Annotated in this window: 12 protein-coding genes; 4 read left to right on the top strand and 8 right to left on the bottom strand. The window is 51.4% G+C overall.

Annotated elements, in window-relative coordinates; all coding sequences use genetic code 11:
- Positions 1-56 precede the first annotated feature (56 nt).
- The 4 genes from cls to F6I03_RS05620 all read right to left on the bottom strand — a co-directional run bounded on the left by cls (position 57) and on the right by F6I03_RS05620 (position 5,806).
- Complete coding sequence (gene cls / locus F6I03_RS05635) at positions 57-1,535, bottom strand: cardiolipin synthase (protein WP_070430524.1); 1,479 nt, start codon at positions 1,533-1,535, stop codon at positions 57-59.
- Positions 1,536-2,246: 711 nt separating this feature from the next.
- Entirely contained in the window at positions 2,247-2,840 is a 594-nt protein-coding gene (locus F6I03_RS05630; protein WP_070430525.1) for an energy-coupled thiamine transporter ThiT, read from the bottom strand.
- A gap of 3 nt (positions 2,841-2,843) precedes the next feature.
- Positions 2,844-4,547: a ribonuclease J gene (locus F6I03_RS05625; protein WP_070430526.1), complete on the bottom strand. Its 1,704-nt coding sequence runs from the start codon at positions 4,545-4,547 to the stop codon at positions 2,844-2,846.
- A 215-nt stretch (positions 4,548-4,762) separates the two neighbouring features.
- Positions 4,763-5,806 carry an aspartate-semialdehyde dehydrogenase gene (locus F6I03_RS05620; protein ID WP_070430527.1) on the bottom strand — a complete coding sequence of 348 codons (1,044 nt, stop codon included), beginning with the start codon at positions 5,804-5,806 and terminating at the stop codon, positions 4,763-4,765.
- A gap of 345 nt (positions 5,807-6,151) precedes the next feature.
- On the opposite strand from F6I03_RS05620, the gene F6I03_RS05615 reads away from it, so the two are divergent.
- The gene (locus F6I03_RS05615) at positions 6,152-8,614 is read left to right on the top strand and encodes a GW dipeptide domain-containing protein (protein ID WP_070430528.1); all 2,463 of its coding nucleotides are present in this window, start codon (positions 6,152-6,154) and stop codon (positions 8,612-8,614) included.
- Positions 8,615-9,623: 1,009 nt separating this feature from the next.
- Here the strand turns inward: F6I03_RS05615 and pnp are convergent.
- The 3 genes from pnp to F6I03_RS05600 form a co-directional block, all read right to left on the bottom strand.
- Positions 9,624-11,747, bottom strand: a complete 2,124-nt coding sequence (gene pnp, locus F6I03_RS05610; RefSeq protein WP_070430533.1) for a polyribonucleotide nucleotidyltransferase — start codon at positions 11,745-11,747, stop codon at positions 9,624-9,626.
- A 689-nt stretch (positions 11,748-12,436) separates the two neighbouring features.
- Positions 12,437-12,706 carry a 30S ribosomal protein S15 gene (gene rpsO / locus F6I03_RS05605; RefSeq protein ID WP_067972344.1) on the bottom strand — a complete coding sequence of 90 codons (270 nt, stop codon included), beginning with the start codon at positions 12,704-12,706 and terminating at the stop codon, positions 12,437-12,439.
- 155 nt (positions 12,707-12,861) lie between these two features.
- On the bottom strand, positions 12,862-13,740 hold the full coding sequence (locus tag F6I03_RS05600) for a DegV family protein (protein ID WP_070430534.1): 879 nt from the start codon (positions 13,738-13,740) through the stop codon (positions 12,862-12,864).
- Positions 13,741-13,878: 138 nt separating this feature from the next.
- On the opposite strand from F6I03_RS05600, the gene F6I03_RS05595 reads away from it, so the two are divergent.
- Positions 13,879-14,523, top strand: a complete 645-nt coding sequence (locus tag F6I03_RS05595) for a phosphatase PAP2 family protein (RefSeq protein WP_070430535.1) — start codon at positions 13,879-13,881, stop codon at positions 14,521-14,523.
- A 673-nt stretch (positions 14,524-15,196) separates the two neighbouring features.
- Here F6I03_RS05595 and uvrB read toward each other — a convergent pair.
- Positions 15,197-17,212: an excinuclease ABC subunit UvrB gene (uvrB, locus tag F6I03_RS05590; protein WP_070430554.1), complete on the bottom strand. Its 2,016-nt coding sequence runs from the start codon at positions 17,210-17,212 to the stop codon at positions 15,197-15,199.
- Between the two features lie 166 nt (positions 17,213-17,378).
- On the opposite strand from uvrB, the gene rpsT reads away from it, so the two are divergent.
- Both rpsT and fic read left to right on the top strand, forming a co-directional pair.
- The gene (rpsT, locus tag F6I03_RS05585) at positions 17,379-17,633 is read left to right on the top strand and encodes a 30S ribosomal protein S20 (RefSeq protein ID WP_070430536.1); all 255 of its coding nucleotides are present in this window, start codon (positions 17,379-17,381) and stop codon (positions 17,631-17,633) included.
- Between the two features lie 522 nt (positions 17,634-18,155).
- Entirely contained in the window at positions 18,156-18,764 is a 609-nt protein-coding gene (gene fic / locus F6I03_RS05580) for a protein adenylyltransferase Fic (RefSeq protein WP_070430537.1), read from the top strand.
- Positions 18,765-18,774 lie beyond the last annotated feature (10 nt).

Here is an 18,774-nt window from a genome sequence, read left to right as displayed (position 1 = left end):
TCTAAATCATTAAAAAAAAGCTGTCCTCTCCGTTTGAGGGCAGCTTTTTTCTTGTACTATAGAATGGGCGATAGGAGGCGGGAGAGGTTCTGGCGGAGTTTCTTAAACCAGGATTGCTGGTCGAAGTAGGCCGCATCCAAGTCCGTCGATACCTTTAAGTCATCCTGGTAGGCCGCTTTTAATTTGGCGACCAGGTCCTTGTCGTAGACGAAGGCGTTGACCTCAAAGTTCAGGCTGAAAGACCGGATATCGAAGTTCGCGGTCCCCACACTAGCCACATCATCATCCGCAATCACGACCTTGGAATGGAGGAAGCCCTTGTCATAGCGGTGAACATGGACGCCCTTATCGATAATCTCCCGGCAGTAGTACTCCGTCGCCCGGTAGACGAAGGGGTGGTCGGGCTTGCAAGGGATCATCAGATGGACCTCGACCCCTGAGAGTGCCGCAATTTCTAAGGCTTCATAGACACTCTCATCCGGAATAAAATAAGGGGTCTGGATGTAGAGGGAGTGTTCGGCTGAATTGATCAACTGGATGTAGCCGAGTTTGATCTGGTCCGTATCGTCTTCCGGCCCACTAGAGACAATCTGCATAGGCACATGGCCATGGTCTGCCTCGTCCACCACAGGAAAATAGAGCCGGGCATCGTCGGAGATTTCAAGGAAGTCATCGTAGCTATAATCCATGGAAGCACACCAGTCGCGGATAAAGCGGGTCTGCAGGGCTTGGACTGCCTCGCCCCGGACCCGGAGATGGGTGTCCCGCCAATAACCTAGCGGCCCCAAGCCAATATATTCCTTGGCCACATTGAAGCCACCGATATAGCCGAGCTTCCCATCAATAATCACCAACTTGCGGTGGTTGCGGAAGTTGAGGCGCAGGTCAATCAGCCAAAAGCCCCGGCTAAAGAAGGCCGAGGTTTCCGCCCCCGCCTCTTGGAGCCGGTTCAGGTCCTTGCGGCTGAGCTTCCGACTGCCTAGGGGGTCATAGAGCAGGCGGACTTTGATCCCCGCTTCTGCTCGTTCGGCCAAGGCTTCGACCACTTGCGAGCCCATCTCGTCAGAGCTGAAGATATAGTACTGGATGTGGATATGGTCCTTAGCCTGGCGGATATCTTCCAGAAGTTGGGCCATCTTAGCCTTACCATCCACATAGAGGTCCACGTCATTACTATTGGTCAGGAGGGCATCATCCGTCTGGTAGAAGAGCTTGATCAGACTCTGCTGGCTGGAGGGATAGGCCTTCAAGTCCCGGTGCACCCCATCGTCATCCATATATTTATCAACCAGGCTGCTCATCCCCATGACCTGTTGCTGGGACAGGGAAAAAATCTTATCGTCGGACAAGCGGCGTCCCACGAAGAAATAGAGGATAAAGCCAAAACCTGGCAGGAGGATCAGAACCAAGAGCCAGGCCCAGATGGAAGTCACGGGCCGACGCTGCCGGAAGACCGTGAAGATGGCCAGGATGGTATTGGCAATAATGAAGAGCGAAAATAAATTGGCTAAAACCGTTCGGGTTGTTTCTAACATGCAGTCACCTCTTAAAAAAGAGGCCGAGACAAAGATGGCTCAAACTTAAATCGTATTGGTGAGCATCCATTCCGCTTTTGAATTTGGCCCTTAAAAAGCCATGGCATCGGTTCGGGCCAAGGTCCCTCACCTAGCGAGACTCAAACGGTTCGTACGGCTAAAGCCTACGAACCGTAATTCGCTTCGCTTGCTAATCATGGCTAAGGGCCTAATTCAACGCTTCATTACTGCTCAAAAATAATTTTCTGGTCCATTTTTAAGGAGCCGTCGATCACCAATACTAAAAAATAAAGAACCACAAAGCTTCGGCCTCTTTTTGGATTATGAAGTATTTTGGTTGGATTGGTCAGATTGTTTTGGAATACGCTTGGAAAAAGTGAAGGCTTAAGGATCAATTGGCGTTCAAGCTATGCGAATGTCAATTGACGAGCTCTTATCTGCTCTCAGAGGCAACGCGTGCCCTCTCACCCTAGTCGGGTTCGCAAAGGCAGAAAGGGAGTGACTTCAGCAAAGTGGAACGACCGGCTTGCAGCCGCTCTTATCCGCTTTGCCTCCAGTCATCCCTTTCTAAACGCCTTTGCTCACACCCTTTGTAGTCGGGTTCGACTTGGCAGGCTCGGAGTGATTTCACAAGTCTGAAACGAGCGAATGCTTCGCTCTTATTCTGACTTGCTCCAATCATCCGAGCCTAAGCGCCAAGTCTCACACCCTTTAGTCATTCAAGAGTCTTGAGCGTTCTTTGCGGGAGATGTATTTGGTGTAGCGGGGGATGAAGTATTTGGCTGAGACGTTGAGGGTGACGACCAGGATGGCGAGGGCGATGCCTAGGTTGAGGAGGAAGCTGAGTCCGTTGCTGCGGAAGGCTTCGGCTAGGGCGGCGCCTTGGACGAGGGCCTGGTCGATGAAGCGACAGATAAAGTAGCAGAGGACACCAATGAAGGAACCGGTGACTAGGTTGAGATAGACTGAAGACATCCGTCGATTATGCAAGGTTCGCTGGAGGTTGCGGGCGAAGAGTCCGGCTAAACCGACAGCGGCTGAGGCAAGGACCAAGGCTAGGCTATGGGGCCAGTTGGTCAGTGCGTCAGGCACCTGGTAGAGCTGGATTAAGCCCACCAAAGCACCTGCCAGGCAGGCTGGCAAGGGGCCCCGGCGGAAGGCGTAGAAGAGAATCAAGACGAGTCCCATCTCCAGGCTCAGTCCCGTCTCCCCCAGTTCAGCGGGGAAGACCAGCTGCAAGAGCCCAGCCAGTAACGCCAGTAAGAAGCCTTCAATGATTGTCATGAATCGCTGTGATGCTTGCATAATCTATCCTTTCTTTCCGCCCTTCTTCTTGCGTCCCTTGCGGTAATTGGAAGCTTCCATAATCACAGGGAGGATCATGGGGCGGCGGTTGGTTTGCTTGAAGAGGAATTTACCTAATTCGTCCCGGATACCGGATTTGAGCTTGGACCATTGGAAGTTCTTGTCTTCCAGGTTCTCAAGGACGACCCGGCGGACACGCTCGCTCGATTCTTGGAGCAGGTCTTCACTTTCCTTCATGAAGATAAAGCCCCGGGAAATGATCTCTGGTCCAGCCAAAATCTTGCCTTCACGGCGGGAAATGGTCAGGACAACCACGAAGATCCCGTCTTCACCCAGCATGGTCCGGTCGCGGAGCACGATGTTACCGACATCGCCAATACCAGATCCATCGATGAGGACATTGCTGGCGGGAACCTGCTGGCCAAGGGTCATCTTGCCGTCCTTGTAGGTCAGGACATCGCCCTTGTCCAAGAGGAAGATTTGGTCGTCCGTAAAACCAATCTGCTCAGCCAATTGCTTGTGGGCATGCATGAGTTGGTATTCCCCCGATACAGGGAGCAGGTACTTGGGCTTCAGGATCGACAGCATGAACTGCAGGTCCTTAGGCGAAGCGTGGCCGGAGGTATGGTACTTGGAAGAGAGTTCCAGGGTATGGCCTCCTGCCCGGTAAACCATGTCCTTGGTTTCTGGAACCACCTTTTCCATGTCGGTATTCGGGGTGGTGGCTAGGATAACCAGGTCGCCTTCCTTGATCTTGAGCTGCTTATTGCCCCGGGCCTTGGCCATGCGTTGGAGGGCATAGAGGGGCTCGCCGGACTTACCGGTCTCAAGGATAATAATCTCTTCATCCTTGTAGTTGCCCAATTGTTCCGTGCGTTGGATCAGGTCCTTGCTTGGCAGCTTGAGCTTGTCCAGGCGGATGGCCACATCGATAATTTGTTCCAGGGCCTCGCCTGAGAGGAAGATATGGCGGCCGGTTGACTGGGCCACGTCAATGATCTGCTGGAGGCGCATCAGATTGGAGGCCACGGCAGACACAATGACCCGGCCTTCTGCCTTCAGGACTTCATCCTGGAGAGACTCCTTAACCACTACTTCAGAGGCATTCTCGAAGTAGGAAGCAGCCTTGCTGGATTCACTGAGCAGGGCCAAGACCCCTTCTTCAGCCACCTGGGTAATCCGGGCAAAGTCTGTGGCGTAGTCTTTGGACACTGAGGCGTCCATCTTGAAGTCGCCGGTATAGACAATGTTGCCTTCGGATGTTTTCAGGACAATGGCGACTGAGTCTGGCAGGGAATGGGTGGTCTTGAAGAAGCTGACTACCACATCGCCAAAATCAATCTCATTATCGTCATCAATGGTATGGAAGTCCTTGAAATTCTTCACGCCGACGGACCGGCTCATCACCTTCAAGAGTTCAATCGTCAACTCCGTCCCAAAAACAGGGACTTGGACTTCTTTTAAGAGATAAGGCAGACCCCCGATGGCATCGGGATGGCCGTGGGTTAAGAAGACCCCGGCAATCCGGTCCTCATTCTCTTTTAGGTATGTAAAGTCAGGAATCATCACATCGATCCCTAACATTTCATTGGGTGGGTAGACAAGTCCGCAGTCCAGGATATAGATCATGTCATCGATCTCAACAATGTACATGTCCTTCCCATTCTCACGGACGCCTCCCAAGGAAATAAATTTTATTTCGCTCATAGAAACCTCCTTAAATGAATTATCCCTAGACAGAAACAGAGCACTCCAACCCTCTAATCCGGCATGAGTGCTTGCTTCTGAAACTAGTCTTTATTTTAAAATCTTATTTTACTTTTTTATAGGGTGCTGATGAGCATTCCTTTCGCTTTTGAACTTGGTCCTTGACTGATCAATTGACTAGCACTAAGGCGATAAAAGATTTTAATTCAAGTGATCTAAATCAAGTCTTGCTTGATCATCTCTTCAGCAATTTGCACAGAGTTCAAGGCCGCACCCTTCCATAAGTTATCGGAAACAATCCAGAGGTGGAAGCCATTGGGAACATCCAAATCTTTACGGATCCGGCCGACAAATGTTTCCTTCTTCCCTTCTGCATTGATGGCTTGTGGGTAGACTTGGTTTTGGATATCGTCTTCGACCACAATGCCAGGGGCTTGGCGCAATAAATCTTGTATCGCTTCAATTGTAACATTATTTTCGCCAATTTCAATATAAACACTCTCAGAATGTGCACGAAGTACAGGCACGCGGACGCAAGTGGTGGAAACAGGCAGGTCCTTGAGCCCCATAATCTTCTTGGTTTCATTGGTCATCTTCATCTCTTCGAAGGTGTAATGGTTGTCTTGGAACTTGTCGATCTGTGGCAGGACATTGAAGGCCATTTGATAGTGCTTTTCATCCCCTGCACAAGGTAGGACTTCAGCTTGAGGGACTTCCTTCCCTTCCACCACTGCCTTGGATTGGGCCAAGGTTTCTTCAATGGCTTCCGCACCCGCACCGGATACCGCTTGGTAGGTCGATGCAATCACGCGTTTGAGCCCGTAAGCATCGTGGATTGGCTTGAGGGCCGCTACCATTTGGATGGTGGAGCAGTTCGGGTTGGCAATCAAGCCGTTGTGGTCCTTCAAGGCTTCTGGGTTGACTTCTGGGACTACCAATGGCGTATCAGGGTCCATACGGAAGGCTGAGGTGTTGTCGATAGCCACCGCACCTGCCTTAATCGCCGCTGGGACGAATTTTTCCGAGAGGGCCCCGCCAGCAGAGAAGATGGCGATGTCTACCCCATCGAAGGAGTCTTCCGTTAATTCTTCCACTTCATAGGTCTTGTCGCCCACAGCCAGAGTCTTACCAGCTGACCGGGCAGAGGCGAGAAGTTTCACATCTTTCACAGGGATTTGGGCTTGGGGCAGTAAGTCACACAATTGTTCCCCAACAGCCCCAGTAGCACCCACGATCGCAACAGTATATTCTTTAGTCATAGCTCTTCCTCACTTTTCTATCCGAAGGCCGTCTCATAGCCCTCTCATGATTTTTTTATTAATAGCCTTATTGTATCATATTTGTCAGACAAAGACGGGCTTTTTATGAATTTTTAAGCGCTGGCTTGTCCCAGTCCCTCTCCTTTCTCCTGGAAAAAAGCCGGGCCCTTGTTTAAGAAATGTGTGGCATTCTCATCATTTTATCATTTTTACTCCTAAACGACATTATTAGGAGCTTATAAAATTCCGTCAGGCCGGGCTTTGGGCCTTGTTTTTGTGGCGGGGATTGCCTATAATAAATGCGATTGTGTAAACTTAATCAGATATTAATCGAAGGAGAGACCTATGAAGAAAACACACCTACTTTTGGCGTCTAACCTCGCCTTAGCCGCCTTCCTCTATAGCCCTGAAGCTGTAGCGGCAGATGAACTGGCGACCGATGCCCAAAACGAAGAAAGCCTCCAGCCCCAAGCTGAAGACACGAGCCTAACTGGCCAAGACCAAGCACCAGCCGTGGACGAAGCTAGCGCAAGGGAAACTGTGGAAGCCCCTGCTCCTGTTGAAAAGACGGAAAAGGCAAGCGGCCAAGCAGGCTACTATGCGGGCGACCTCGACAAGCAGCCCGAAATTGTAGTTGGCAAGGAAAAAACCAAGGTCAGCCAACCCAAGCTAGATACCCAGAACCAAAGTGGTGAAAAATATACCAGCCAGCTCCAAGCGACCGATGAATGGATGACCCTCCAATCCGGCAACCATACCCTGGATACCCGTCCTTACGGTACCGCAGGCTATGAAACCATCCGCGCCAACTTGAAGGACCGCCAAGGCGACTTGGTCAAGGTCTCCTACTACATCTCAACCGAGCGCGCCGACTGGGCCTATATCAACTTCCAAGATAGCCTGGCAGGTTGGGTAGACCGCAAAGCCTTAAGCAAGAAATTGCCTTTCGACCGCTATACCTCCGATGTGGAGAGCTTGAACTACTATGGCCGCTTGGTGGGCAACCACACCATCGACTCCAAGCCATGGGGAACCAAGGACTACCAAAACCTGGTCAGCCGTAACGCTTACAAGAACTTAGTGGGGACCTCTGTCAAGGTCAGCCAAGGGGTCTCGACCGAACGCGCGAACTGGGTCTACATCGATAGCCTCGACGGCAAAGTGACCGGCTGGATCGATGTCAAGGGCGTCCAACGCGTAGGCGATGCTTACACCAGCGCGGTTAAGGATGTGAATTATACCGCCCACCTCACTGACGGCGACAATACTTTAGACAGCAAGCCTTGGGGGATCCCAGGTTACCAAACCCTCCGCAGCCGGGCCCAAATGAAGACCCGTCGCGGCCAAAACGTCCAAGTCTCTAAAGAAGTGTCCACCACACGGGCAAATTGGGCCTATGTGACCTTCCAGGATGGGCTAGAAGGTTGGATCGACCGTGCCGGCCTCAAAGCAGGCCATGGTCCTAAGCGCCGCAACGGGATCGATGACTACACCTCTGCCCACAAGGACGTTAAATATGTGGCGACCATCGTTGACGGTAACCACACCTTAGACACCCTCCCATGGGGCATTCCTGGCTACACGACCATTGCTAGCCGCTCAGACATGAAAGCTCACCAAGGTGAACGTGTCCAAGTTAAACAAGAAGTCTCCACCAACCGGGCCAACTGGGCACTGATCACCCTGGCTAACGGGACCAGCGGCTGGTTCGACATCAAGGGCTTGACCCGGGGCAAGGTCGATAGCTACACCAGTCCTGAAAAATCAGTCAACTACACCGCTACCATCTCGAACGGCAACCATACCCTCGATACCCTACCTTGGGGAATTCCAGGCTACAAAACCATCGCTAGCCGCTCAGACATGAAACGCCATACCGGCGACCAAGTCAAGGTAAGTAGCGAAGTCTCCACCAACCGTGCCGACTGGGCCTACATTACCCTAGCTGACGGGACCAGCGGCTGGTTCGACCGGGCCGGCTTAACCAAGGGCCAAGTGGATGTTTACACTGCTCAACCTAAGAATGTCAACTACTCCGCCCGCCTCACCCACGGCAACCATACCTTAGACTCCAAACCTTGGGGCATCCCAGGCTTTGAAACCATCAAGTCACGGGGCCAAATGAAGGCATACACCGGACAAACCGTGACCGTCAACCAAGAAGCCTCCACTAACCGGGCCGACTGGGTTAACATCACCCTAGCCGACGGAACGCGCGGTTGGATCGACGCCAAGGCCATCGCCCCTGAACGCGTCCTCAACCATGTGCCTTATGTCAGCCAATACAAACCCGTCTTCGCACCATGGGGCTGTGCCGGCGCTGCATCTGCCATGCTTTTAGGCTCTAAGGATGTCGACTTCAACCTCGATACCCTCATCCGCAACACCCCAATGTACCCAAGCGACCCCAACGGCCAAAAAGGCGACGTCTTCACCGGCCAAGGCTTCGGCTGGGTCATCAATCCAAAAGGTCTGACCAACTACCTCAAGACCTACCACTCTGGCGTCACCAACATCACAGGCGCCAGCACCCAGAAGATTATCGACACCGTCCTAGCCGGCAACCCTGTCCTCTACTACGGCTACTCCTCTTACCAAAAACCAGGCGACAACGTCCGTAACCACTGCAAGGTCATCACCGGTTACAAGAACAACGCCTTCCGCGTCTATGACCCCCTCTACTCCAACGCCAACAAGGGAGCCATGACCGGTGGTAAGAACCCCGCCTACGACCTCGGCGCAAGACACTGGCTACCAATCAGCAAGTTCAACCTTGAATATAACGGTCAAGCCATTACGATTCTGTAAGGGTGTGAAGACTAGCGGGAGAAATAGACCTCTGGAGCAAAGAGCCAGAGAAGACAGAAAGTCTTCGGCGGATCTTTTGCGAAGAGGAGCTATTTCTGCTAGTCTGAACCCGACTAAGGGTGTGAGAAAAGGCGCTTAGAAAGGGATGACTGGAAGCAAAGAGGAAAAGAGCGGCTGTAAGCCGATCGTTCCACTTTGCCGAAGTCACTCCCTTTCTGCCTTTGCGAATCCGACTACTAAAGGGTGTGAGCAGTTGCGTTCAGGCTAGAATGACTGGAGCCCAAACGGAAAAGAACGGCTGAAAGCCGGTCGTTCCGATTGGGTGAAGTCACTTCAAGCCTGCAACTGCGAACCCAACTAGGGTGTGAGGGCGCGCGGGTAGAAGTGGACCTCTGGAGCAAAAGACCGAGGAAGTCTGAAAGACTTCGGAGGGATTTTGTGAAGAGGAGCCACTTCTGCGCGACCGAACCCGACTACAAAGGGTGTGAGACTGGGCGTTTAGACTCGGATGATTGGAGCAAATCAGAATAAGAGCGAAGTAGTCGCTCGTTTCAGACTTGTGAAATCACTCCGAGTTTGCCAAGTTGAACCCAACTATAAGCTGTGACAAAAGCTTTACGCTTTTGTCCTCTACCTATCCATCCTCCAGCCTGATGCTGGAGGATTTTTTGTTGAAAAGCACTGTGCTAAGACAGGCGTTCTCGTCTCTTCAACCGCAATTTGGCAGTTTCAATGTCCGATCCAGCATCTTCCTCTCTGAATATGCCGGTGCGACCCCTGATTCGGCATCTTCTCACTTGAATATGCCGGTGCCCCCTCCCCTTTCTTCACCTGTTAGCGACAGATCGTCTCACTTATGTCGGTTGCTCCTGTCCCTCCCCCATGGCTAACACGAACCCATCAAAAGATACAAAAAAGCAGCTAGTTTCCTGATCCAGGTCACTAGCTGCTTGTTTTCTTATTCAATGGTTTCAAAAGCAATCCGCATGCTCAAGCATCCCATCCGATCTTATTCCGCATCCTCATCGGTCAGCGCCTTCAAAGAGAGGTTGATCCGGCCGCGGTCGTCAACTTCGATCACCTTAACGCGGACAATGTCGCCGATGTTGACCACATCTTCGACCTTGTTGGTGCGCTTGTGTTGGAGTTCGGAGATATGGATCATGCCGTTTTGGCCGGGAGCCAGATCGACAAAGGCACCGAATTTTTCGATACGGAAGACCTTGCCTTCGTAGATTTGGCCGACTTCAATCTTCAGGGTCAGCTGCTCGATGATTTCGATGGCGCGGTCGATCATGGCTTGGTCGTCGGAGTAGATGGTCACCAGGCCGTCATCCGCGATGTCGATCTTGGTGCCGGTTTCGTCGATGATGCCGTTGATGGTGTCGCCGCCCTTACCGATAACCACCTTGATTTGGTCTTCATCGATACGGATCTTGCCGATCTTAGGCGCATACTTGCTCAATTCAGCGCGCGGTTCAGCGATGGTTGAAGTGATTTGGTCCAGGATCTGCATCCGCGCTTGCTTGGCTTGGGCCAGGGATTCACGCAGGATCTCTTCGGTAATCCCCTTGATCTTGATATCCATCTGGAGGGCAGTAATCCCTTCAGCGGTCCCTGCCACCTTGAAGTCCATGTCGCCTAGGTGGTCTTCCAGGCCTTGGATGTCAGTCAAAATGGTGTACTTGCTTTCATCCGTTTCGTTCATGACAAGGCCCATGGCGATCCCAGCAACTGGTGCCTTAATCGGAACCCCTGCGTCCATCATGGCCAGGGTTGACGCACAAATGGAAGCTTGGGAAGAAGACCCGTTAGATTCGAGGACTTCAGCCACCAAGCGGATGGTGTAAGGGAAGTCTTCTTCTTCCGGAATCACCTGGCTCAAAGCGCGATGGCCCAACGCCCCGTGGCCGATTTCCCGACGACCTGGTGAGCCGTAGCGGCCGTTAGAGCCCACAGAGAATTGCGGGAAGTTGTAATGGTGGATAAAGCGTTGGTCATGCTCTGGCCCTAAGCCGTCAATGTGTTGGGCTTCAGACAGGGGCGCCAGGGTACAAGCCGATAGAACCTGGGTTTGGCCCCGGGTAAAGAGACCGGACCCGTGCGCCCGAGGCAGGAGGCCCACTTCAGAAGATAAAGGCCGGATTTCGTCGATTTGACGGCCATCAGGACGGACCTTGTCATCCGTAATCAGGCGGCGGACTTCATTGTATTCCAACTTATCCGCCAGGTCCGCCACTTGTTGGTGGATCTGGATAAAGTCTTCGTCCTCTATGAAGCGGGCATCGTAGACCGCCAGAATATCATCCTTAACGGCTTGGATATTTTCTTCCCGTTCCAGCTTGTCGAAGGTTTGGATAGCTTCGACCATGCGTTGGTGGTAGTTGGTCACGATTTCCGCTTCCAGCTCAGGATCCAAGGCTTCCGGCACATAGTCAACCTTTTCCTGGCCGATTTCATCAATGATTTGTTGTTGGAAATAAGTCATTTCCTTGATATTGGCGTGGCCGAACATGAGGGCAACCAACATCTCGTCTTCGCTCAGTTCAGCGGCTGAAGATTCCACCATGTTGATGGCCTTGGAGGTCCCTGCCACGGTCAATTCCAGGTCTGACTGGGCCGCTTGGTCGGCGGTTGGGTTGATCATCAAGTCGCCATTCACCCGGCCCACATTCACGCCCGCAATCGGTCCTTCAAAAGGAATGCTGGAGATACCAAGCGCCAGGGAAGAGCCGAACATGGCTGCCATCTCAGGGCTGCAATCCGGATCCACAGACATCACGGTATTGATCACTTGGACATCATTCTTATAACCTTCTGGGAAGAGCGGACGGATGGGCCGGTCAATCAAACGCGCCGTCAAAGTCGCGTGCTCACTTGGCCGACCTTCACGCTTGATATAGCCGCCAGGAATCTTCCCGGAAGCGTACATCTTCTCTTCATAAAGAACTTGGAGGGGGAAGAAATCTTGCCCTTCCTTAGGCTCCTTAGCCCCAACCACAGCCGTTAAAACCACGGTCTCCCCGTAACGCACGAGAACTGCCGCCGAAGCTTGCTTAGCCAGCTGGCCAATCTCAACTTGGAGAGGACGGCCCGCCCAATTCATTTTGTAGACTTTCTTTTCTTCAGACATGTCATGCTCCTTTTTCTATTTTTTGCATGGCGTCGTAAACTACTAAACAAAGAACTAAAGCCCCATCCAAGACCAGGCCCCACTTCTTTGGTTAGTAGGAATTACAGACGCCCCTTTCACTAACTTAACATTTCATAAAAAATAACTTTTAACACTACCCAGGATTAAAGCAGCAGGTATACTTACAGCACAGCTCCCTGCACAACCCCTAACCAATCCCCAAAGCAAAATCAGCTTGGAATACACTCATGAGCAGGAGTGCAGCGTTGAAGTTGGGCCTTAGCCATGAACAAGCTTCAGGGTGTGAAGGCTAGCGGGAGAAATAGACCTCTGGAACAAAGAGGCAGAGAAGACTGAAAGTCTTCGACGACTCTTTGTGAAGAGGAGCTATTTCTGCTAGGCTGGAACCCAACTAAAGCGAATTACGGAGCGTAGGCGCTAGCCGTACGCACCGTTTGAGACTTGCTAGGTGAGGGACCTTGACCCGAACCGGTGCTGCTTTAGCCGTAGGAGCAAAGCGACGTACGGATAAAGTACGAGACGGCACCAGCCGTGCTCGACCCTCTAAATATCTAACGATCACTTTCAAGACGGAACGTATGCTCATAGCACAATTCCCCACAAAAGCTCATTTTCCTTAATAAAAAGGCGAGATCCAATTGCTCGAATCTCGCTTTTTTGACATCGAATTAGCGACGTAAACCTAAGCTTTGGATCAAGTTACGGTAACGAGTAACGTCCTTGTTACGTAAATAAGCTAATAAGTTACGACGGTGACCAATCTTCTTCATCAAACCACGGTAAGAATGATGGTCTTTCTTATGAGTTTGGGCATGGGCGTTCAGCGCATTGATTTCAGCGGTAAGTACAGCGATTTGTACTTCTGGGCTCCCAGTATCCCCTTCATGCGTAGCATATTTTTCGATAATTTGTGTTTTTTCTTCTTTTGAAATTGCCATATTGACAACACCTCTTTCTATATTTTTGCCTAGAACTGAGTCAATCGTCGGTGACTCGCAAAGACTAAGTACTAGGTCATGCCATGACGGCACTCCCCAAAGTATACGCCCAAAAAGGCAAGAATGCAAGGGAAAATACCTAAAAGATTTCTCACTTAGTCAGTCAGGGGCCGGTGCTTAGCCAGGGTCCCCATCCCGATCGAGCCCTTGCCGCCGTGGGTCCCTAAGACTGGCGTCAGGTAGCCGATCATACAGTCGAGCTCGGGGTGCTGGCCGTGGATAGCTGCCTTGAATTCTTCGGCCTCTTCCGGCACTCCCCCGTGGGCAAAGGCCAGGCGGATTCCCTGAGGATAAGTCGCCAGCGCTTCATCGACCAAGTCTTGGTAGGCCTGGATAACCTTCTTCTTGGTCCGCAACTTATCATAGAGGACCACCTCACCCGCGGCATTGAAGTAGGCCACCACATTGATCCGTAAGAGGCTCCCTAACTTGGCCGTTAGGGAAGAAGCCCGGCCCCCTTTGACGAAGGTATCCAGGTCCTGAATCATGACATAGACCCGGGAATTATCGCCAATCCACTGGAGCTCTTCCGCCAGGCGGTTAGCCGGCCAAGCTGATTCAACCATGTCCAGCCCTTCGATTAAGATATGCTGCATCTGATAAGAGGTCCCCTTGGAATCAATATAGTAGGTTTTGAACTGGTCCGCGAACTCATCCAGCACCATGCGCGCCGTCCGCAGGGTCCCACTGATCTGCCCCGACAGGAAGATCGCAAAGACCGTATCATAGCCCGCCGCAATAATCTCCTGGGCGCGTTGGTAGAAGGCCAGGGGTTCCGGTTGCGAGCTCTTGGGCAGTTCCGGCGAAGCCTCCAAGTAATCATAGAAGGCCTGGGCCGCCTGGGGTTCCGCCGTATCCGCGAATTCCTTACCGTCCGGGAAGCGCATGGTCAAGTCCACTTGGAAGACATTCTCGCGCGCTCTCAAGTCATCCGGCAAACTAGCTGTACTATCAATGATAAATGCTGCTTTCATCCCGTCACTCCATTCTTCTTCTTACCATTCATTGTATCAAAGAAAGATTACCCTGTCTGTTCTCAGCCCTCTTAAAAAAGACTTTATTTTTCTTTAAATTCGCGTAAAATAAAGGTATTGCTTAAATGGAGGAAAATCATGAAAACAAACTACCTGTGGGCCGCTGGACTGGCTGGCCTGCCTTTCTTAATTATTCTTATCCTGGTCGCAACGGGCAATCCGGCGCTCTTGGCCATGGACCAAGCGGTGAACACGGCCCTCTACGGCGGACACTACCCCCTCTTGGTGCCGATCATCCGCGCCTTCACCTACCTGGGCGATAATTATCTGCAGCTGACCTTCATCGCCCTCTTGGGGATCTACCTCATCTATAAGAAAGAAAAACGACTGGCCCTCTGGCTCTTGCTGACCAACTTCCTGGCCATCTCCGGCATCAATCAGATCATCAAGTTCCTGATCGAACGCCCCCGGCCTGAGCTCTTCGACCACTTAATCCTGGTCGGCGGCTACTCCTTCCCCAGCGGCCACTCCATGGGGTCCGTCGCCTTCTACGGCAGCCTGGCCCTGACCCTGACCTATCTCTGGCCCCAACGCATCAAGCACCCGGCCCTCCTCGGCAGTCTGGTCGCCCTCCTCTCCCTGGCCCTGGCCTGGTCGCGGATCTTCCTAGGCGTCCACTACTTCTCCGACACCCTGGCCGGCCTCTCACTCGGCCTCGCCTGCCTAATCCTCGCCAAGGCTAGCATGGACCGCTACCTAACACCCCGTCGCCAGCTGCAATAAAACCAGGCAGACAGCCTGGTTTTTCCTTATAATTTGAATGTGGGAAAGACTGCAGCTTGTGAAAGAAATCCCTGAGTGGGGATGGCGGTGGCAAACCCATCTCCTAATAAGACCACAAAAACCAGATCCTCAACTATGTGGATCTGGTTTTCTCATTTCTAAATTTATTAAATAAGTGATATTTTGGTGATACTACTCAATGTTAATTTAAATTAAATTCACAATATTAATAGGAGCAGGAGTGGAGCCTTGAACTTGGGCCTTAGCCATGAAAAAGCAAGCGATGTGAATTAGGGATAGTTGGCGTGAGCCTTACTATCCCTTTGAAGCTCGCTAGGCGAGAGACCAAGGCTCGAGCCGGTGCCATGGCTTTTTAAGGACCAAGTTCAAGAGCGCAACGTATGCTCCTTAATACCATTTCTTAAAATATCATCTAGTCGGGTTCGCAAGAGCAGAAAGGGAGTGACTTCAGCAAAAGGGAACGACCGGCTAAAGCCGGCCTTATCCCTTTTGCCTCCAGTCATCCCTTTCTAAGCGCTCTTGCTCATACCCTTATCTAGTCGGGTTCGGTCGCGCAGAAGTGGCTCCTCTTCACAAAATCCCTTCGAAGTCTTTCAGACTTCTTCGGTCTTTTGCTCCAGAGGTCCACTTCTAACCGCGCTCCCTCACACCCTTATTTTATCTTAAACTCCGCTTTCAATTCCATCAAAACATCACGCAGTTCGGCGGCGCGTTCGAATTCGAGGTCCTTGGCGGCCTGGCGCATTTCCATTTCCAGGTTGTGGAGGGCCTCTTCTTTGTCGTTGCGCTTGAGGGCGCGGATGCTTTCGGTGAGGGATTCGGATTCTTCGGCCAGGTTGACATCGGTGGTGATGCGGATGGAATCGTGGATGTCCTTCTTGATGGTTTGCGGGGTGATCCCGTGTTCCTTGTTATAGGCCTGCTGGATTTTCCGCCGGCGGGCTGTTTCATCCATGGCATAACGCATGGACCCAGTGATGTGGTCGGCGTACATGATCACGTGACCCGAGCTGTTCCGCGCGGCCCGGCCGATGGTCTGGATGAGCGACCGTTCGTTGCGCAGGAAGCCTTCCTTGTCCGCGTCCAAGATGGCCACCAGGGAGACTTCCGGCACGTCGATCCCCTCACGCAGGAGGTTGATCCCGACGAGGACATCGAAGACGCCCAGGCGCAGGTCGCGGATAATCTCGGTCCGCTCCAGGGTCTTGATATCCGAGTGGAGGTACTTGACCCGGATGCCGATCTCTTCTAAATAATCGGTTAGGTCTTCGGACATCTGCTTGGTCAAGGTCGTGATAAAGACGCGCTCCTCTCTCTCGACCCGTTCGTTGATCTCGCTGACCAAATCGTCAATCTGCCCCTTGATGGGACGAACTTCCACTTGGGGATCGAGGAGGCCGGTGGGTCGGATGATCTGTTCAACCACTTCGCCATCCGCCAGGTCCACCTCATAGTCACCCGGTGTGGCGGACACATAGATGGCCTGGTTAACCCGCTTCTCGAATTCTTCCAGCTTGAGCGGCCGGTTATCGAGGGCACTGGGCAGGCGGAAGCCATAATCGATCAACTGCTGCTTGCGGGCCCGGTCCCCATTGTACATCCCGCGCACCTGGGGCATGGTCATGTGGGACTCGTCCACCATGAGCAACCAATCGTCCGGGAAGAAGTCCAGCAAGGTATAGGGCGCCTCGCCCGGCTGCCGGCCGTCCATGTGGCGCGAATAGTTCTCAATCCCGTTACAATAGCCCATTTCCAGGAGCATCTCAATATCATAGCGGGTCCGCTGCTCCAAGCGCTGGGCCTCCAAGAGCTTATTGTCCGCTTCCAATTCCTTGAGCCGGTCTTCCAATTCCGCTTCAATGGTCTGCACCGCCCGCAGAATCTGTTCCCGGTTGGCCACAAAGTGCGTCGCCGGGAAAATCGGATAGTGCTTGACATCATTCTTCACTTCGCCTGTCAAAACATCCACCTCGCGGATCCGGTCGATTTCATCGCCAAAGAATTCCACCCGGATGGCCGAAGAATCGCGGGAGGCCAGGAAGACCTCCACCACGTCCCCGCGCACCCGGAAGGTCCCCCGCTGGAAGTCAAAATCATTGCGCTCAAACTGCATATCCACCAGGCGGCGCATAAAATCATTGCGGTCGATCTCCTGGCCTTCCCGGATAGAGAGCACATGGTCCCGGTACTCTTCGGGGTTGACCAAACCATAAATACAAGAAACCGAAGCCACAATCACCACATCGCGCCGTTCCAACAAGGCTGAGGTTGCCGAGTGGCGGAGCTTGTCGATCTCATCGTTGACCGAGGCCGACTTTTCGATATAGGAATCGCTCGACGGCACATAGGCTTCCGGCTGATAGTAGTCATAGTAAGAAACAAAATATTCCACCGCGTTGTTGGGGAAGAATTCCTTCAACTCGCCGTAGAGCTGGCCCGCCAAGGTCTTATTGTGGGCCAAAACTAGGGTCGGCCGGTTGGTCTGGGCAATCACATTGGCCATGGTGAAGGTCTTCCCCGTCCCGGTCCCTCCGAGGAGTACCTGGGCCTGGTCGCCAGCTTCCACCCCGGCCACTAATTCCTTGATAGCTTCTGGCTGGTCCCCATTCGGTTCATAGGGCGCCACCAGGTCGAATTTTTGATTTGATATTACTGTTTCATTCTCCATGTCACGATCCACTCCATTCCCCCCTATTCTATCATTTTAGCTAGCTAGGGGCTAGTTTGCGGATTGGGATAAATTTCTTTTCCCCTTGCATCTGGTGAAAATATTCGATATAATATTTCTGTTAGTGACTCATCACTTGAAATCTATCACAGAAAGAGGTGCTCTCATGCCACAAATTCAATCAGCAATCAAGCGTGTACGCCAAGAAGAAAAACGTACTGCTCAAAACGGTAAAAAATTAAGCAAGATGCGTACAGCGATGAAGAAATTCGAACAAGCTGCTGAAGCTGGTGCCGACAACGCCCAAGACTTATTCGTTCAAGCTTCAAAAGAACTTGACCAAGCAGCTGGCAAGAACTTAATTCACAGCAACAAAGCAGCTCGTGAAAAATCACGTCTCGCTAAAAAATTAAACAAATAATTATTGAAAAAACTAGCTGATCGAATGGGATGAGCTAGTTTTTTCTTGCAATATTGCGTTGGTGAGCATCCGTTCTGCGTTGATTTTTGTCCGTTATACAGCCACGGCACCGGTTCGGGCCAAGGTCCCTCACCTAGCGAGACTCAAACGGATCGTACGGCTATCGCCTACGATCCGTAATTCGCTTCGCTTGCTTTTACGTGGCTAACGGCCAACATCAACGCTCCACTCCTGCTCATAAGTAAATGGTAAGATATTTGTTAATTGATATAAGTTCTAGTGAGCATGCGCTCCGCTTTTGCTCAAAACGACCTGTTATAAAATCCATTCTTTAATCACCAACGGAAAAGTATGAAATGATTTCTTTAAAAAATAGGGGTTCAACTATGTATTGTTAGGTGCTACCCACTTGCCAACGGATAAGTGCGTCCAACTTTAACACCCAGGCAAGTTTGTCGTTTTTCCTAGGAGTTGACCACATGTTATACTTAACTTGAAAAAAAGTGATTAGGGAGGGAATAGATGAAGAATGAAGAGTACCAAACAAAACGTCGAGCCCATGAGCTTTGGGATCTCAATCTAATCGATAAATTTGAAGTTGGGACCTTTAAATCTTTGGCAGCTATTCATGCCTATTTGTTCCAAGACTTTCCAGAAGTTCATCCAGGCAAAATCAGGCAGGTAAACCTTTCTAAGGGAAATTTTCGTTTTGCGAGTGTTCTCTATTTAGAGGCTGCTATTCAGGCTGTCGAAGCCATGCCCGAAAATAATTTTGATGCGATTATTGATAAATACACGGAAATGAACGTTGTCCACCCTTTTAGAGAAGGCAATGGACGGTCTACTCGGATATGGTTGGATCAAATGCTAAGAGACAATTTATTGCTTTGTATTGATTGGTCGCGCATCAACAAAAGAGATTACTTATCCGCTATGGCGTTAAGTCCGAGCAATAATAACCTTTTGAAGATGCTTTTAGAAAAAGCTCTGACGGATAAAGTGGCTGATCGTTTAGTTTATTTGAAAGGGATTGACCAATCCTACGCTTATGAAGATTTGGATGACTATCTTTACTATGAGATTGACGGTGGGGACAGCAATAATTGTTCAAGCGATGTCAGTTTACCTTAATTTCTAGGAT

The sequence above is a fragment of the Aerococcus sanguinicola genome, assembly GCF_008726925.1.
Taxonomy (GTDB): domain Bacteria; phylum Bacillota; class Bacilli; order Lactobacillales; family Aerococcaceae; genus Aerococcus.
Note: the sequence above shows the minus strand (reverse complement) of the source record. Positions and strands in the feature narration are given on the sequence as shown.

Bases quoted from the DNA above. Each gene is read 5' to 3' on its own strand.
- cls (WP_070430524.1), bottom strand. From the start codon at position 1,535: ATGTTAGAAACAACCCGAACGGTTTTAGCCAATTTATTTTCGCTCTTC.
- F6I03_RS05630 (WP_070430525.1), bottom strand. From the start codon at position 2,840: ATGCAAGCATCACAGCGATTCATGACAATCATTGAAGGCTTCTTACTG.
- F6I03_RS05625 (WP_070430526.1), bottom strand. From the start codon at position 4,547: ATGAGCGAAATAAAATTTATTTCCTTGGGAGGCGTCCGTGAGAATGGG.
- F6I03_RS05620 (WP_070430527.1), bottom strand. From the start codon at position 5,806: ATGACTAAAGAATATACTGTTGCGATCGTGGGTGCTACTGGGGCTGTT.
- F6I03_RS05615 (WP_070430528.1), top strand. From the start codon at position 6,152: ATGAAGAAAACACACCTACTTTTGGCGTCTAACCTCGCCTTAGCCGCC.
- pnp (WP_070430533.1), bottom strand. From the start codon at position 11,747: ATGTCTGAAGAAAAGAAAGTCTACAAAATGAATTGGGCGGGCCGTCCT.
- rpsO (WP_067972344.1), bottom strand. From the start codon at position 12,706: ATGGCAATTTCAAAAGAAGAAAAAACACAAATTATCGAAAAATATGCT.
- F6I03_RS05600 (WP_070430534.1), bottom strand. From the start codon at position 13,740: ATGAAAGCAGCATTTATCATTGATAGTACAGCTAGTTTGCCGGATGAC.
- F6I03_RS05595 (WP_070430535.1), top strand. From the start codon at position 13,879: ATGAAAACAAACTACCTGTGGGCCGCTGGACTGGCTGGCCTGCCTTTC.
- uvrB (WP_070430554.1), bottom strand. From the start codon at position 17,212: ATGGAGAATGAAACAGTAATATCAAATCAAAAATTCGACCTGGTGGCG.
- rpsT (WP_070430536.1), top strand. From the start codon at position 17,379: ATGCCACAAATTCAATCAGCAATCAAGCGTGTACGCCAAGAAGAAAAA.
- fic (WP_070430537.1), top strand. From the start codon at position 18,156: ATGAAGAATGAAGAGTACCAAACAAAACGTCGAGCCCATGAGCTTTGG.